Annotated in this window: 17 protein-coding genes; 10 read left to right on the forward strand and 7 right to left on the reverse strand. The window is 63.1% G+C overall.

Annotated elements, in window-relative coordinates; all coding sequences use genetic code 11:
- Positions 1 to 62 precede the first annotated feature (62 nt).
- Positions 63 to 956: a glycosyltransferase family 2 protein gene (locus E3O25_RS09335; RefSeq protein ID WP_134361016.1), complete on the forward strand. Its 894-nt coding sequence runs from the start codon at positions 63 to 65 to the stop codon at positions 954 to 956.
- A gap of 65 nt (positions 957 to 1,021) precedes the next feature.
- On the forward strand, positions 1,022 to 2,215 hold the full coding sequence (locus E3O25_RS09340) for a polysaccharide pyruvyl transferase family protein (RefSeq protein WP_206750214.1): 1,194 nt from the start codon (positions 1,022 to 1,024) through the stop codon (positions 2,213 to 2,215).
- 18 nt (positions 2,216 to 2,233) lie between these two features.
- Here the strand turns inward: E3O25_RS09340 and rfbA are convergent, their stop codons facing one another.
- From rfbA to E3O25_RS09355, 3 genes are all read right to left on the reverse strand, one after another.
- Positions 2,234 to 3,100, reverse strand: coding sequence for a glucose-1-phosphate thymidylyltransferase RfbA (rfbA, locus tag E3O25_RS09345; protein WP_134361018.1), 867 nt, complete (start codon positions 3,098 to 3,100; stop codon positions 2,234 to 2,236).
- A 5-nt stretch (positions 3,101 to 3,105) separates the two neighbouring features.
- Positions 3,106 to 3,714: a dTDP-4-dehydrorhamnose 3,5-epimerase family protein gene (locus E3O25_RS09350; protein WP_134361019.1), complete on the reverse strand. Its 609-nt coding sequence runs from the start codon at positions 3,712 to 3,714 to the stop codon at positions 3,106 to 3,108.
- Between the two features lie 61 nt (positions 3,715 to 3,775).
- Positions 3,776 to 4,723, reverse strand: coding sequence for a class I SAM-dependent methyltransferase (locus E3O25_RS09355; protein ID WP_241988563.1), 948 nt, complete (start codon positions 4,721 to 4,723; stop codon positions 3,776 to 3,778).
- A 193-nt stretch (positions 4,724 to 4,916) separates the two neighbouring features.
- On the opposite strand from E3O25_RS09355, the gene rfbB reads away from it, so the two are divergent.
- From rfbB to E3O25_RS09390, 7 genes are all read left to right on the forward strand, one after another.
- Positions 4,917 to 5,903, forward strand: a complete 987-nt coding sequence (gene rfbB, locus E3O25_RS09360) for a dTDP-glucose 4,6-dehydratase (protein ID WP_092107546.1) — start codon at positions 4,917 to 4,919, stop codon at positions 5,901 to 5,903.
- A gap of 1 nt (position 5,904) precedes the next feature.
- On the forward strand, positions 5,905 to 6,759 hold the full coding sequence (rfbD, locus tag E3O25_RS09365; protein ID WP_092107544.1) for a dTDP-4-dehydrorhamnose reductase: 855 nt from the start codon (positions 5,905 to 5,907) through the stop codon (positions 6,757 to 6,759).
- Entirely contained in the window at positions 6,756 to 7,898 is a 1,143-nt protein-coding gene (locus E3O25_RS09370) for a glycosyltransferase family 1 protein (RefSeq protein WP_134361021.1), read from the forward strand. The genes rfbD and E3O25_RS09370 overlap by 4 nt, the downstream gene beginning before the upstream one ends.
- Before the next feature lie 3 nt (positions 7,899 to 7,901).
- A complete protein-coding gene (locus tag E3O25_RS09375) occupies positions 7,902 to 8,345 on the forward strand; it encodes a GtrA family protein (RefSeq protein WP_092107540.1) in 444 nt (147 codons plus the stop codon).
- An 81-nt stretch (positions 8,346 to 8,426) separates the two neighbouring features.
- A complete protein-coding gene (locus E3O25_RS09380; protein ID WP_092107538.1) occupies positions 8,427 to 8,687 on the forward strand; it encodes a helix-turn-helix domain-containing protein in 261 nt (86 codons plus the stop codon).
- Positions 8,688 to 8,745: 58 nt separating this feature from the next.
- Positions 8,746 to 8,955: a type II toxin-antitoxin system HicA family toxin gene (locus E3O25_RS09385; RefSeq protein WP_092107536.1), complete on the forward strand. Its 210-nt coding sequence runs from the start codon at positions 8,746 to 8,748 to the stop codon at positions 8,953 to 8,955.
- A 12-nt stretch (positions 8,956 to 8,967) separates the two neighbouring features.
- On the forward strand, positions 8,968 to 9,345 hold the full coding sequence (locus E3O25_RS09390) for a hypothetical protein (protein ID WP_092107534.1): 378 nt from the start codon (positions 8,968 to 8,970) through the stop codon (positions 9,343 to 9,345).
- A 120-nt stretch (positions 9,346 to 9,465) separates the two neighbouring features.
- Here the strand turns inward: E3O25_RS09390 and E3O25_RS09395 are convergent, their stop codons facing one another.
- The 3 genes from E3O25_RS09395 to E3O25_RS09405 form a co-directional block, all read right to left on the reverse strand.
- The gene (locus E3O25_RS09395) at positions 9,466 to 10,830 is read right to left on the reverse strand and encodes an LCP family protein (protein WP_241983951.1); all 1,365 of its coding nucleotides are present in this window, start codon (positions 10,828 to 10,830) and stop codon (positions 9,466 to 9,468) included.
- On the reverse strand, positions 10,827 to 11,294 hold the full coding sequence (gene purE, locus E3O25_RS09400) for a 5-(carboxyamino)imidazole ribonucleotide mutase (RefSeq protein ID WP_092107647.1): 468 nt from the start codon (positions 11,292 to 11,294) through the stop codon (positions 10,827 to 10,829). The genes E3O25_RS09395 and purE overlap by 4 nt, the downstream gene beginning before the upstream one ends.
- 71 nt (positions 11,295 to 11,365) lie before the next feature.
- On the reverse strand, positions 11,366 to 12,502 hold the full coding sequence (locus E3O25_RS09405; RefSeq protein ID WP_092107532.1) for a 5-(carboxyamino)imidazole ribonucleotide synthase: 1,137 nt from the start codon (positions 12,500 to 12,502) through the stop codon (positions 11,366 to 11,368).
- Positions 12,503 to 12,627: 125 nt separating this feature from the next.
- Here E3O25_RS09405 and E3O25_RS09410 point away from each other — a divergent pair, with 125 nt between their 5' ends.
- Positions 12,628 to 13,218: a GtrA family protein gene (locus E3O25_RS09410; protein WP_092107530.1), complete on the forward strand. Its 591-nt coding sequence runs from the start codon at positions 12,628 to 12,630 to the stop codon at positions 13,216 to 13,218.
- On the opposite strand, the gene E3O25_RS09415 is transcribed toward E3O25_RS09410, so the two are convergent.
- Positions 13,195 to 13,770, reverse strand: coding sequence for a PH domain-containing protein (locus E3O25_RS09415; RefSeq protein WP_092107528.1), 576 nt, complete (start codon positions 13,768 to 13,770; stop codon positions 13,195 to 13,197). The genes E3O25_RS09410 and E3O25_RS09415 overlap by 24 nt on opposite strands.
- Positions 13,771 to 13,776 lie beyond the last annotated feature (6 nt).

Here is a 13,776-nt window from a genome sequence, read left to right on the forward strand (position 1 = left end):
ACTGAATATCAGACCGGAGTGGCCGCATGTCAATCTAGCCTAGAACTATGATTGGGAGTCGTATGGCCATTCCACCGAACTCGCGCCTAGAATCCAGCAGACTCGCCGTCGTCACCGTCAGCTACGGGTCTGACGATGTCATTGGTGCTTTCCTAGCCTCCCTGGCTGACGCGTCCGTCGAACAGCTCGTCGTGGTGATTGCCGACAATAAATGTCAGCGTGAGCCCAATACCATCTCCGGCCTTGCATCAGACATCGGCGCACTGTATCTGCCGTTGGGATCCAATCAAGGATACGGACACGCAATCAACGAGGCCGTGCGGACCCTGCCTTCTACCATTGAATGGATTGTTGTCAGCAATCCTGACGTAATGCTCACGCCCGGAGCAATCGACACTCTCCTTGAGAGTGCTGGCAATGACCTCTCCATTGCTGCCGTGGGCCCTCGAATACTCTCGTCGACAGGCGACGTGTATCCTTCAGCCAGGACGATTCCCTCCCTGCGTTCTGGTGTCGGGCACGCTCTCTTCTCGGGACTTTGGCCCCGGAATCCGTGGACTCGCACCTACCGCCGCGAGCTCAGCACCGCACTCGCGCGCCGCGACGCGGGTTGGCTATCCGGAGCGTTTCTCATGGTGCGCCGGTCTGTGTTCGAACAACTCGCTGGCTTCGACGAGAGCTACTTCATGTATTTCGAGGACGTTGATCTGGGCTATCGAATTAGTCAACTAGGGCTGAGAAACGTCTACGAACCAAATTCCGTGGTCGTGCATACTGGCGCTCACTCCACCCAAGGTGACGAATCTACCCGCATGATTCGTGCGCATCATGACAGCGCAAGGAGGTTCCTGTTCAAGAAATATTCAGGACCACTACTTTTCCCCCTTCGAGTGGTACTTTCTCTAGGGCTCGGTACACGAGCGCGGATAGAAGAGTTTCGTACGAACCGACGGTGAATTTGCCGAGAAAAGACTTAATCATGTCACCACGCCGGGCCAGCCTTCTTTTCGACTCTGTCAGCGTGAACACCGGGGACATAGCGATAGGTCTAGCATCGGCGCAGGCGCTGAATGATCGCGGAATAGGTTCGCAAGTGGTCGACCCGTTCCATCCGAAATTTCCTCGTCAGCTAATTGTTGGCGGGGGCGACCTCATCCGAGTCAAAGGCGACCCGTATTACGATCTCTTCCGCCCACACGGGCAAAATATATTGAATGCGGCCGGAGTGTGGTCGGAGGCCGACGACCTGGGGTACTTGACCGATTACGCCTTTGTCTCTGCTCGAACCAACCGTGAAGCTGAGTACCTGCGCAAGTGGGTACCTGAGGCCGCGGTCGTCCCTTGTACCACAACAGTTCTGCGCAGCGATCATTTCTCAATTCCAGGTATCACGCCAGGCGAACCTGTTATCGGCATCCAATTGGTTCCGCATTCCATGCGGCTCATCGAGGATCTCGTTCCAATCATCAATGCGATCCCGCACAAGAAAGTCTTCATCCCGTTCACGCATTACAACGCGGACGCGTCGTTCATGAAATCGTTGCCATTTGACCGAGACAACTGCATCTTTCTCGACCGATTAAGTGCGTTGGAACTTCATTCTGTGGTGGGGCAGATGACTCAGGTTCTGGCCTCGTCACTGCACATATCAATTTTTGCGTATAGCCAAAACGTTCCTTTTGTTTCGATCCACCAGGAAAAGATCAACAACTATTTTGACGACCGTGGACTCGATGAGCATGTCGTTCAAACGAGTTCCGGTCTTAGGCAAATGCTTGAACGCCTCAACATGGAGACTTTTGATTTCCGGGACGGAATTGACGCTGATCGTGCCAGTGTTGAACGCGCCTTCGACCTGTATGCTGATTGGTTGTCCACCGATGACGGTGGCACATTGAAAATGGGTCCATCCATCCCGCCTGACGTTCGACGCGAGAATCTGCGGCATAGCCAATCCTCAGATGTAGTTGCAGATCGCGACAACGCCATCGGACTTGTGGAGGGCCGGCGACTATCCGCACTCGCGAGGCAGACTGCTCAGTCGACTGAAAATGAAAGACTAGCTGACGAGATAGACCGACTGGCCGATGAAGTTGACGACCTTCGCGGCGAGAATGAAATCCTTCAGCACACTTGGAACCAGCGCTTAGCGAGGCTGCTGCGCAATCCACTGCAGACTGTTCGCAACGGGATATCCGCGCGCCGAGCACGCTAGTCCGGGTGCCGCTTACACCTATTCAACAGCGATTAGACCGGACAGGTACCGACCGTAACCGCTCTTGATTAGTGGAGCAGCCAGAACGGCGAGCTGCGCATCCGTGATCCAGCCGGCGCGCCAGGCAATCTCCTCGATGCAGCCCACCTTGAAGCCCTGACGGTCCTCAATGACGCGCACGTACTCGGAGGCCTGCATCATCGAGTCGAACGTGCCAGTGTCCAGCCATGCGGTTCCACGGTCGAGTACCTGCACGTGCAGGGTCCCCTGCTCCAAGTAGCGCTCGTTTACCGTGCTGATTTCCAACTCACCGCGCGCGCTGGGCTCGATGGTCTTCGCGATCGCGACGACGGAGTTGTCGTAGAAGTACAAACCGGGAACGGCATAGTTGCTCTTGGGCTTCGGGGGCTTCTCTTCAATCGAGATTGCTGTTCCGGACTCATCAAACTCGACTACACCGTACGATGTCGGGTTGCTGACGTGATAGGCGAAAATGCGCGCGCCCTCGATTTCGGCGTTGCCGCGTAAGGCCGAGCCGAGGCCCGCTCCGTGGAAGATGTTGTCGCCGAGCACGAGCGCAACACTCTCGTCACCGATGAACTCCTCGCCGATGATAAATGCCTGGGCGAGGCCGTCGGGAGACGGCTGAATTGCGTACTCAATGCGGATACCGAGATCGGAGCCGTCGCCGAGCAGCGCCCGAAACTGCTCGTTGTACTCCGGAGTGGTGATAATCAGGATCTCTTTGATGTCCGCCATCATGAGCGTCGAGAGGGGGTAGTAGATCATCGGCTTGTCCCAGATGGGCATGAGCTGCTTGGAAATGCCTTTGGTGATCGGCCACAGGCGCGTGCCCGAGCCGCCGGCGAGAATGATTCCGCGCATGAGAGTTAGTTCCTGTCGTTCAAGGTGGCGTAAAAGGCGCGCGCGGCATCCCAAGTGGGGAGCAGGCCGGAGGCAGCCGCGGCCGCGAGGGTGGGGGCTTCCGTATCTTTGGGAGAAAGTAGCAGCTCCCCGGCTTCTGGCGGGAACACGAGGCCGATCTCTTCGTCGAGTGGGCTGATACCGTGCTCGCGGCCGGGGCTGAAAGTGCTGTTGACGAGATAGCTCACCGTGGCGTTATCGGTCAGCGCGACAAAGCAGTGCCCGAGTCCCTCAGCCAGGTAGACCGCACGACGATCCGTGTCGTCGAGCAGGACGCTGTCCCACTGGCCGTACGTCGGCGAACCAACGCGAATGTCGATGATGTAGTCGAGAACGGCCCCGTGAACTGCGGTGACGTACTTGGCCTGGCTGGGTGGGACATCAGCGAAGTGAATACCGCGCACCGAACCACGCTTCGACACGGAAGTGTTCGCTTGGGCAAGGTCGAGTTTGTGGCCGACCCTCTCCTCGAGCTTGTCAAACCGGTACCACTCGAGAAAGACTCCCCGGTCGTCACCAAACTGCTTGGGGGTGATTTCGAATGAGTCGGGGATAGAAAGTTCGCGAATCTGCACATTCGGAGTCTAGCAATGGCCGCTCCCTGGGGCTGCTAGAGCTCTGCTGCCCACCACGTGACTATGATTTGAGCCGCGCACTGATGGCCCGGAGCGGGCGAGTGATAGTCCAGCTGGTGCTGGATTGAAGCGCAACGAGTTGCTGACGTAGACCTGTGACTTCGGCCTCCGCCGCCAGTAATCGTGCACGCGCGTTGTAAAGCTCCGTCCGGACCTCACGGAGAACCCCCTCGCGCGCTGCGACCGTGCTGACCAAGGACTCGGTTTGCCGAGCGCGATCGTGGAGGTCGGCGAGTTCTTCGATTTCGACACCCAGGCGCTCGTAATCCGCTCGCACCTGACCAGGCGACTCGGCCGAAGCGGCAAAGAATGCTTGCATCGTAAGCGGCAGATCTGGCCCGACCCCCAAGACACCCAGCCCGTGGGCGTGCTCAAACTCAAACGACGGATACTGCTTGCTAACGTCCTCCCAAAACTGCCAGACTCCGAATCCCTCTTGGTGTTCGGCGATGTCATGAAAAATAACTACCCCGCGATTCGACATTTTGGGCAGCCACGCCGCGAAATCATGTGTGACGTCTTCATAGCCGTGCCGACCGTCAATGTGCAGGAGGTCGACGCTGCCGTCGGGGATAGCAGCGAGCGAATCGTCGAAATAGCCGCGCAGCAACGTCGAGAAGGTCGAGAACTCCGCGCTATTGGTAGCGCTCACGGACTGGAAGACTTCCTCACCGTAAATACCGGCTTGATCGTCGCCCTGCCATGTATCGAGGGCGTATGCACGGGTATCCAACCCGAGCCGCACCGCGGCTTCACAGAACACGAAGTATGAAAAGCCGAAGTGCGTGCCCAACTCGACGATGGAACGCGGCCGAATCGCATCGACGAGCCAAAAGGCAAAGGGAGCGTGCCCGAGCCATGCGGAGATCGTGATGTGGGTCGGCTTCCAATAGGAGCTCGCCCTCAACCAGGCGTCACGCGAATCTGTCGAAGACATCATCTCGGCCACATCGTTCAAGTCGATCTCCCTTGCACCGCTGGTTGTAAGGACGACATTGTCCTATTTGGTGGATTTCATCGTAATGGTTACACGTGCACTCACCCAATGCCTGAGCAGGCCGCTGCCGGGGCTCTCAGGAACCAAGGGCCGGCCACGGTAGAATCGCGGAGGCCATGCAAGCGAACGGAACGGTTACTCCTATATGAAGATCCTCGTCACCGGCGGCGCCGGTTTTATCGGCTCCAACTTTGTTCGACGCACGATTGAAGACAAGTACCCGGGGCTGGAAGGCGCCGAGGTTGTCGTGCTCGACGCCCTCACCTACTCGGGCAACCTCGAAAACCTCGCCCCGATCGCCGACTCCCCGCGCTACTCCTTTGTGCACGGCGACATTCGCGACGGCAAGCTGCTCGACACCCTGTTTCCCGGGCTCGACGCGGTGGTGCACTTCGCTGCCGAAAGCCACGTGGACCGTTCCGTGATGGACTCGACGATCTTCGTCGAGACCAACGTGCTCGGCACCCAGCAGCTGCTCGACGCGGCGCTTCGCCACAAGCTGGCCCGGTTCGTGCATGTCTCCACCGACGAGGTCTACGGTTCGATCGCCGAAGGCTCCTGGAACGAGGAGCGGGCGCTCGAGCCCAACTCGCCCTACAGCGCATCGAAGGCCGGCAGCGACCTGCTCGCCCGCAGCTACCACCGCACCCACGGCCTCAACGTGTCGATCACCCGCTGCTCGAACAACTACGGCCCGTACCACTTTCCCGAAAAGGTCATTCCACTGTTCGTCAGCAACCTGATCGACGACCTGCACGTTCCCCTCTACGGCGAGGGCAACAACATTCGCGATTGGCTGCACGTAGACGACCACACCCGCGCCATCGCCATGGTGCTCGTTGGCGGCCGCGCCGGAGAAATCTACAACATCGGCGGCGGCACCGAGCTCACCAACAAGGAACTCACCCAGCTGCTGCTCGACTCGACCGGCAAGGACTGGTCCTACGTGGACCGCGTCGCCGACCGGCTCGGCCACGACCTGCGCTACTCGGTGGATATCAGCAAGATTCAGGCCGAACTGGGCTACGCCCCCGAGGTTCCGTTCGAACAGGGTCTCGCCGACGTGGTGCAGTGGTACCGCGACAACCGCCAGTGGTGGGAACCGCTCAAGGCTCGTGCGGCTCTGATCTAATATGACCCGTTATCTGATCACCGGCGCCACGGGCATGCTGGGCCGCGACCTGCGCATTGCCCTGGCCGGCCGCGACGTGACGGCTCTCGGCCGTGCCGACCTCGACGTGACCGACCTTGACGCGGTCACAGCCGCTGTCGCCGGGTACGACGTCATCATCAACTGCGCCGCATATACCAAGGTCGACGACGCCGAAACGAATGAAGACGAGGCCTACGCCGTGAACGCGGTGGGGCCGTGGAACCTGGCGGTGGCGGCATCCGCTATGCAAGCGAAGCTCGTGCAGATCTCGACGGACTACGTCTTCGACGGCAGTGCCACCGCGCCCTACGCCGAGAACACGCCGCACAGCCCGATCTCGGCCTACGGCCGCACCAAGGCGGCCGGCGAAGACTTCGTGCAGGTGGAGAACGGGCCGCGCAGCTACATCGTGCGCACCGCGTGGCTGTATGGCAAGAACGGCCCGAACTTCGCCAAAACCATGCTCAAGGCCGCTGCCACGCGCGACACGCTGAACGTCGTCAACGATCAGGTGGGCCAGCCCACCTGGACGGTGGACCTGGCCGCGCAGATCGTGCTGCTGCTCGACTCCAACGCGCCCGCCGGCATCTATCACGGCACGAACTCCGGCCTGGCGTCGAAGTTCGACCAGGCCCGCGACGTGTTCGCGTTGGCCGGGCTCGACCCGGAACGCGTGCTGCCGACCGACAGCTCGGCCTTTGTGCTGCCCGCACCGCGGCCGGCTTACTCGGTGCTCGGCCACGCCCACTGGGCCGCCGCCGGGATTGCGCCGATGCGCAGCTGGCAGGACGCCCAGGCTGAGGCTTTCGCTGCGGGAGTTTTCGAGACTGCATGATCACTCTGCGGGTAGTCGTCGACCAGATGGTCGCCCCGGTTCCGGGCGGAATCGGGCGGTACACCGAGGAACTCACCCGCGCGCTGATCGCGAGTGCGCCGGCCGGGTGCGACGTTGAGGGCATCGTCTCGTCGTCGACCCCCGCAGAGTACGAATTGATCGAGGCCGCGCTGCCCGGCCTGGGCAACCTGCACAAGACGTCGCTGGCCCGACGCGAGCTCGCTGCGGCCTGGGCGCTCGGCGTGACCGCGTCGTCGGGCACCGGACTGATTCACGCGCCGGGACTGCTCGCACCGCTGCGCCGCCACAACCGGGCCGAGGACGGCACCCAGATTGCGGTGACGCTGCATGACGTGCTGGCGTGGACGCATCCGTCGTCGCTGACCCCGGCAACCGTGGCCTGGACCAAGGGCATGCTCAAGCGTGCCCGCAAGCACGCCGACGCCATCGTCGTGCCCAGCCACGCCGTGGCACGCCAGCTGACCGAGATCATGAACCTCGGCGACCGGGTGCGCGTGATCGGCGGCGCCGTGGGGCGGGGCCTCGTGCTGCCGGCCATCCCCCTCGTAGAAGAGCGCCTGCAGGCGCTGGACCTCCCGTCGCAGTACCTGCTGACCTCCGGCTCGCTCGACCCGCGCAAGGGCGTGACAGCGCTGATCACGGCGCTCGGGCTGCCGGGAGCACCCGACCTGCCGCTGATCGTGCTCGGACCGGACACCTGGGGCGAACTCGACCTCGCCTCGGTCGCCGATGAAGCCGGGCTGGCGCCGGGCCGCGTACGTGCCCTGTCGGGGCTGAGCGACTCCGATCTGGCCGTGGTGATTGCCCGGGCCAGCGTGTTCGTCTACCCGAGCCTCGAAGAAGGCTTTGCCCTGCCGATCATTGAGGCATTTCACCTGGGCACACCGGTTGTGCACTCCGACGCCCCGGCCCTGCTCGAAGCGGCCGGCGACGCCGGCGTTGCGGTCGAACGCTCCGACCCGAAGGAATACCCCGGCCGGCTGCTCGAAGCCATCAACCGGGTGCTCGGCGACAGCGTACTGCGCAACCGCATGAGCATCTTCGGCGGCGACCGGTCGCGCGCGTTCAGCTGGCGCGACTCGGCCGAACGGGTCTGGCAGCTGCACGCGGACCTGTAGTTCGTGAGCTTTCTGGGGTTTCTGCGGGACCAGCGGGTGCGGTTTCTCGCGGTCGGCGCCACGAACACGGCGGTCGGGTATCTGGTCTTCTCGTTTTTCACCCTGTGGGTGTTCGCGGATGTCTACCTCGGCTACCTGATCAGCCTCGCGCTCTCCTACGTGGTCGGCATCACCCTCGCCTTCGTGCTGTACCGGCGGTTTGTGTTCGTGGTGCACGGGCACGTACTGCGCGACTTCGCCCGGTTCGTGAGCGTCTACCTGGTGGCGATCGGCATCAATGCGGCCGCGCTGCCGCTGCTGGTGGAGATCGTGCGCGTGCCGCCGCTGCTCGCCCAGCTGATCATCCTTCTGGTGACGACACTGCTGAGCTTCTTCGGGCACAAGAAGTTCTCGTTTCGCCGCGGTGGTGAGCACAGCGAGGGTGAGCCGCCGATCGCCGACGGGTGACCCACTCCTCGGTGTCCGCTCCACGATGTGGGGTCACTGTGCCGGGCCACATGTGCACGATCATCCACAGTGGAGGCTGAAATGTATACACGTTCCGCACAGGATCTTGGCGCGGTGGCGCGCGAGAAACGCGAGGCTTTGGGACTGACCCAACAGCAAGTAGCCGACCGCGCACGAGTCTCTCGGGAATGGCTCGTCAACTTCGAATCCGCGAAGGTGGGCGTGTCACTCTTTCGCGTTTTCGACGTGCTTCAGGTGCTGCAGCTCGCCCTGGATGTCAGCGATCGAGCCCCGGACCCGCACAATGTGCTTGACGATGTCTTTGCCGATCTGGAGCGATGACCGGGCATTATCTAGCCCGGGGGTGATATTGCGTTCTATCCGGGGCTAGATTACTATCATGCCAAGAGCGCAGAAATACCGAGATGTGGTTCGGTTCCTGCGATCCCAAGGTTGGGTATTACTCCGACAAGGCAAGGGAAGCCACGAGCTTTGGGGGCTTCCTGACGAATCTGTCAAGGAATCGATTCCGGCACATGGTGACGTTTCCGCAGGAGTAGTGGGCCAGCTTATGAAGAAGCTCCCAGCGTTTCCACCAAGCTGGCGATAGGAAGGAACGACCATGATTCGCAAGCTTGAAGCCACCGCCATTCGTGACGGAAAGTGGTGGTTCATTCAGATTCCCGAGCTTGACACCGTAGGCCAGGCGCGCCGGATCTCCGAAATTGACGATGCCGCGCACGAGGTCGCCGCTCTGTGGCTCAACGTAGACCCCAGCGAGGTAGAGGTCTCCGTGACGGTTCTGATTCCCGACGACGTCAAATCACTGTGGTCCGTCGCCAACGAGCAAGAATCGACGGCGCGCGAGGCTGTGAAGGAGGCCGCTCGGCTACGCCGCGAGGCAGTTCGAATGCTCGCCGATCGCGGGATCACTCAGCGCGACAGCGCACGTCTACTCGGGCTCTCGACGCAGCGAGTGAACCAGTTGACGCACTCGTAGGCATCCGCTTGCGCGATGCGGGCCTTTATCAGGCGGGTTGCGGTGCCGGGATTGCGGTCTCGGCTCGGGTGTCGAGCCTGTCCCGACACGACCAGCGGGTTGAGACTGGCGGCGTGAGGGCTACGGGGTGGGGGTGGCGGTGGGCGCGGGAGCGAGAGCCGCGGCGACCATGGCTTGGATCGCGGCGTAGTCGGGGTCTTCGGGGTCGACACCGTTCTCGGGAATCATCGGCAGCGACACGACCGGCAGTTCCTTGGTCTTCGACGCGAGGTTCACGAAGTAGCCGAGCATGCCCTGCGGCACGTCGGTCTTGACAACGCGCGTGCCGGCGGCGGCGACACCCTGAAATTTGGTGAGCACGTTCGCCGGGCTGGCCTGCGCGAGCAGGGCCTCCTGCATCTGGGTCTGACGCTGCATGCGGTCGTAGTCGCTCGTGCCGTGCCGGGAGCGGGCGAACCAGAGGGCGTGGTAGCCGTCCATGTGCTGCATGCCGGGCTCAAACCAGAACAACACCTCACTGAAGGTCTCGTCGGTGTGCACCGGCACGCGGTTCTGCACGTCGATGTCGACGCCGCCGAGGGCGTCGATGAGGTCGGAGAAGCCCTGCATGTCGATGAGCACGAAGTACTGAATCGTGAGCCCGGTGATGCCCTGCGCCGCCTCGAGCGTGGCCTGAATGCCCGGGGAGCTGCCCTCGGCCGTGGCGTTGGGATAATACTCGGGGCGTTTCAGCTCGGCTTCGGTGAAGATGGAGTTGAGCATGCAGGCCGACACGTCGCATCCGTCGATGGAACCGTAGCCCTCGGGGTAGAGCGCGCCAAGCGAGGAGCCGGCCGAGAACGGCACGTTTTCCAAGTTGCGCGGCAGGCTGATGGTTGTGGCCTGGCCGGTCGTGGCGTCGATGCTGACCACCGAGATGCTGTCGGGGCGCAGACCGTCACGGTCGGCTCCGGCGTCACCGCCGAGCAGCAGAATGTTGTACCGGCCATCGACCGGCGGTTCGCTCGGCCCGCCGACGAAGACGGAGGAGAGGAAGCCGCTCGCCGAGGTGGCGACGAACGCACCGTAACCGGCGGTGCCGCACACCACGACCATGAGCGCAGCCGAGAACGCGGCGATGATCGGGCGGGCGCCGGGAGCGGCCTTCACCAGGTTGATCAGGCCGAGGGTGTTGACGGTGAGCACAAGCCAGGTCAGCGCGTAAAACGCGAGTACAGCGGCGGCGACCCACAGGCCGACGGTGCTCGTGAAGACGGTGAGCACCACCTCGGGCCAGAGCAGGTAGACCGCGCCGGCGACGATGGCGGTGGTGACCAGCGTGAGCGTGGCGCGAAGACCGAACCGACCGAGCCGGCGGTTGCCGGCGAGCACCTGCGCCGAGCCGGGCAGCACAAGATTGAGTACGACAAGCCACCACGCACGCGTCGTCATGATGCGCGTGGAGCCGGAATTCGGGTGCCGGATCGGGTCGGAGACACTACTCATAATCGCGTTTGGAGGTCCCGGTTCTTTTGCTCGACCAGCTCTTGGAGCTGCACAGAATAGTCTTCAAGCTTCAGGCGCAACGCGTCGTCACTCGTGGCGAGAATCTTGATCGCGATGAGCGCGGCGTTCTTCGCCCCGCCGATCGACACCGTGGCGACCGGCACGCCGGCCGGCATCTGCACGATCGACAGCAGCGAGTCGAGGCCGTCGAGCAGCCCGAGCGGAACGGGCACCCCCACCACCGGCAGGGTGGTCATGGCGGCGAGCATGCCGGGCAGGTGCGCGGCTCCCCCGGCTCCGGCGATGATCACCTTGAGGCCGCGAGCGTGTGCGCTGCGGCCGTAGTCGAGCATCCGTTCGGGGGTGCGGTGCGCCGAAACCACCTGTACTTCGTGCGCCACCCCGAAGTCCTTGAGGGTTTGCGCAGCAGCGCTCATGACGGTGAAGTCGGAGTCGCTGCCCATGACCAGGCCGACGAGCGGCTTGAGCACAGTGGATGTCTCGGTGTTATCTGGCACGCAGATGATCCTATGGCTCAGTCCTGAAAGATTTGTGCAGTGGCACGCGCCTGGTAGACAACTTCGTCGAGATCGTCGCCGCCCGCGGTGACGTGGCCCACCTTGCGGCCGGGCCGGGAGGCCTTGCCGTAGTTGTGCACTTTCACGTGCGGATGCTGCGCTAGAGCCGCCCCATACCGGTCACCGAGTGAGCCCGAGGCCGGTCCGCCGAAGATGTTCACCATGACCGTCCACGGGTCCCTGGCACCGGTCGCACCGAGCGGCAGGTCAAGCACCGCCCGCAGGTGTTGCTCGAACTGGCTGGTCGTGGACCCGTCGATCGACCAGTGACCGCTGTTATGCGGGCGCATCGCCAGCTCGTTGATGAGGAGGCGCTCATCCGTGGTTTGGAACAGTTCGACGGCGAGCACCCCGGTGACGCCGATGCCCTCGGCCACGGCCACGGCGATGTCGGTGGCGACGTCGGCCAGTCGCCCCGCGGACTGGGGGGCCGGCGCAATGACCTCGGCGCAGACGCCGCCCTTCTGCACGGTCTCCACGACCGGCCAGACTGCGATCTCGCCGCTCGGGCGGCGGGCCACCACCTGGGCCAGTTCGCGGCTGAAGTGCACGAGCTCTTCGACCAGCAGGGCACCGTCGTTGCCGTCTTCGGCGAGCGCCTGAAACCAGTCGTCGACGTCGTGTTCGTGGCTGACCACGCGCACGCCCTTGCCGTCGTAGCCGCCGCGAGCGGTCTTCACCACGGCGCGGCCGCCGTGCTGCTGCAAAAAGTCGGCGAGGCCCGACGGCTCCGTTATGCGGGCCCAGTCCGGTACGGGAAGGCCCAGCTCGGCGAGTTTCTCGCGCATGAGCAGTTTGTCTTGCGCGTAGAGCAGGGCGTCGGGGCCGGGATGCACGGTGACGCCCTCACGTACGAGCTCGCGCAGAATCTGCTGCGGCACGTGCTCGTGGTCGAAGGTGATCACGTCGACGGTTTTCGCGAAGGCGAGCACGGTGGGCAGGTCACGGTAATCGCCGACGCGCACGGCGGCGAGCTCGGCGGACATGCCGTCGGCTTCGGCGAGAACCCTCAGGTCGATGCCGAGGTTCACGGCCGCGGGAATCATCATGCGGGCCAGCTGGCCTGCGCCAATCACACCGACGGTCAAAGCCATCTGTTCACCATTTTCTATGCCAGCGTTCAGCTAAACGCGCGTGGATACCCAGCCCGGGGGTTTTGAACCGCCGTAGACTGCGAGACTTCAGTGCTTTTCTACTTTACCGAACGTCGGACGGACGCATGTCGATCACCCTGAAGCAGCGCCTGCTCAGCTTTCTGAGTCAGGGCCTCAAGTTCGGCGCCGTCGGTGCGCTCGGCTTCGTGGTGGACTTCACGGTGTTCAACCTGCTGCGCACCACCGTGCTGGATTCCGCCGAGGTGCACGCCGGCCCGATCTACGCCAAGGTCATCTCGACCGTGCTGGCCATCCTGGTGAACTGGCTGGGCAACCGCTTCTGGACCTTCAGCAAGAACCGGCAGAACCACACCATGCGCGAGGGCCTGGAGTTTCTCGCGGTGAGCCTGGTGGGCATGGGCATCGGCATCGCCTGCCTCTGGTTCAGCCACTACGTGCTCGGCTACACGAGCGTTCTCGCCGACAACATCGCCGGCAACGTCGTGGGGCTGCTGCTCGGCGCGGTGTTCCGCTTCACGCTGTACCGCTACTGGGTGTTTGCGCCGAGCCGGAGCGGGGCTCCGGCTGTTTCTGCTGCTGGGGGTGCTTCTGGGGTCGGGGCTGTTTCTGGGGCTGGCGCTGCGGCATCCGCTGGTATCGGGTCGGTCAGCACGCGCACCGGAGCGATTCGGCTAACGGCGACCCCAGAACGCTGACTCGGCGGCGAGGGCCGACTGTTCCTGCCGGCGGGATCCCATGACGGTGGTCGCCTGCTCCATGAGGTCGTGCAGGGTGCTCTGCACGAGGTCGACGTTGGGAACGTCTTTCAACACGAGTGGATGCTCCAGCCCCGAATTGATCAGCACCGTACCCGAGTGGAACCCGGCCTGCACCCAGTTCTGCCGCACGCTCACGTCGTAGCCGCGGCTGTGCAGCAGCTCCTGCCGGGTGCGCACGAAGAAGCCGTGCCGAAAGATGATGCGGCGGGTGGTGATCGTGTAACGCTTGGTGAGCCAGGCGGCGAGCGGCAGCAGCCAGCCGAGCACGGCGAACACGATGGCGCCGGCCAGCAGGGCCGCGTTCTGCCAGGGCTCGGGCAGGTTGCCGAAGAAGTAGCCGGTGGCGCCGGCCAGAACGAACAGAAGCAGGGTGGGCCAGGCGAGCACCCGGGCGTGCGGGCGCAGGCGGGCGACGACCTTCTCGGGCCGACTCTCACGGGCGTAGCCGGAGGGTTCGGTCTCGTTCGTCTCGGTCTTCTTCGGTTTCATTACTTC

Source organism: Cryobacterium sp. TMT1-3 (assembly GCF_004402315.1).
Lineage (GTDB): Bacteria > Actinomycetota > Actinomycetes > Actinomycetales > Microbacteriaceae > Cryobacterium > Cryobacterium luteum.

Bases quoted from the DNA above. Each gene is read 5' to 3' on its own strand.
- E3O25_RS09405 (WP_092107532.1), bottom strand. From the start codon at position 12,502: ATGGCTTTGACCGTCGGTGTGATTGGCGCAGGCCAGCTGGCCCGCATG.
- rfbA (WP_134361018.1), bottom strand. From the start codon at position 3,100: ATGCGCGGAATCATTCTCGCCGGCGGCTCGGGCACGCGCCTGTGGCCG.
- E3O25_RS09415 (WP_092107528.1), bottom strand. From the start codon at position 13,770: ATGAAACCGAAGAAGACCGAGACGAACGAGACCGAACCCTCCGGCTAC.
- E3O25_RS09385 (WP_092107536.1), top strand. From the start codon at position 8,746: ATGCCAAGAGCGCAGAAATACCGAGATGTGGTTCGGTTCCTGCGATCC.
- E3O25_RS09390 (WP_092107534.1), top strand. From the start codon at position 8,968: ATGATTCGCAAGCTTGAAGCCACCGCCATTCGTGACGGAAAGTGGTGG.
- E3O25_RS09395 (WP_241983951.1), bottom strand. From the start codon at position 10,830: ATGAGTAGTGTCTCCGACCCGATCCGGCACCCGAATTCCGGCTCCACG.
- E3O25_RS09380 (WP_092107538.1), top strand. From the start codon at position 8,427: ATGTATACACGTTCCGCACAGGATCTTGGCGCGGTGGCGCGCGAGAAA.
- E3O25_RS09335 (WP_134361016.1), top strand. From the start codon at position 63: ATGGCCATTCCACCGAACTCGCGCCTAGAATCCAGCAGACTCGCCGTC.
- purE (WP_092107647.1), bottom strand. From the start codon at position 11,294: ATGGGCAGCGACTCCGACTTCACCGTCATGAGCGCTGCTGCGCAAACC.
- E3O25_RS09370 (WP_134361021.1), top strand. From the start codon at position 6,756: ATGATCACTCTGCGGGTAGTCGTCGACCAGATGGTCGCCCCGGTTCCG.
- rfbD (WP_092107544.1), top strand. From the start codon at position 5,905: ATGACCCGTTATCTGATCACCGGCGCCACGGGCATGCTGGGCCGCGAC.
- rfbB (WP_092107546.1), top strand. From the start codon at position 4,917: ATGAAGATCCTCGTCACCGGCGGCGCCGGTTTTATCGGCTCCAACTTT.
- E3O25_RS09410 (WP_092107530.1), top strand. From the start codon at position 12,628: ATGTCGATCACCCTGAAGCAGCGCCTGCTCAGCTTTCTGAGTCAGGGC.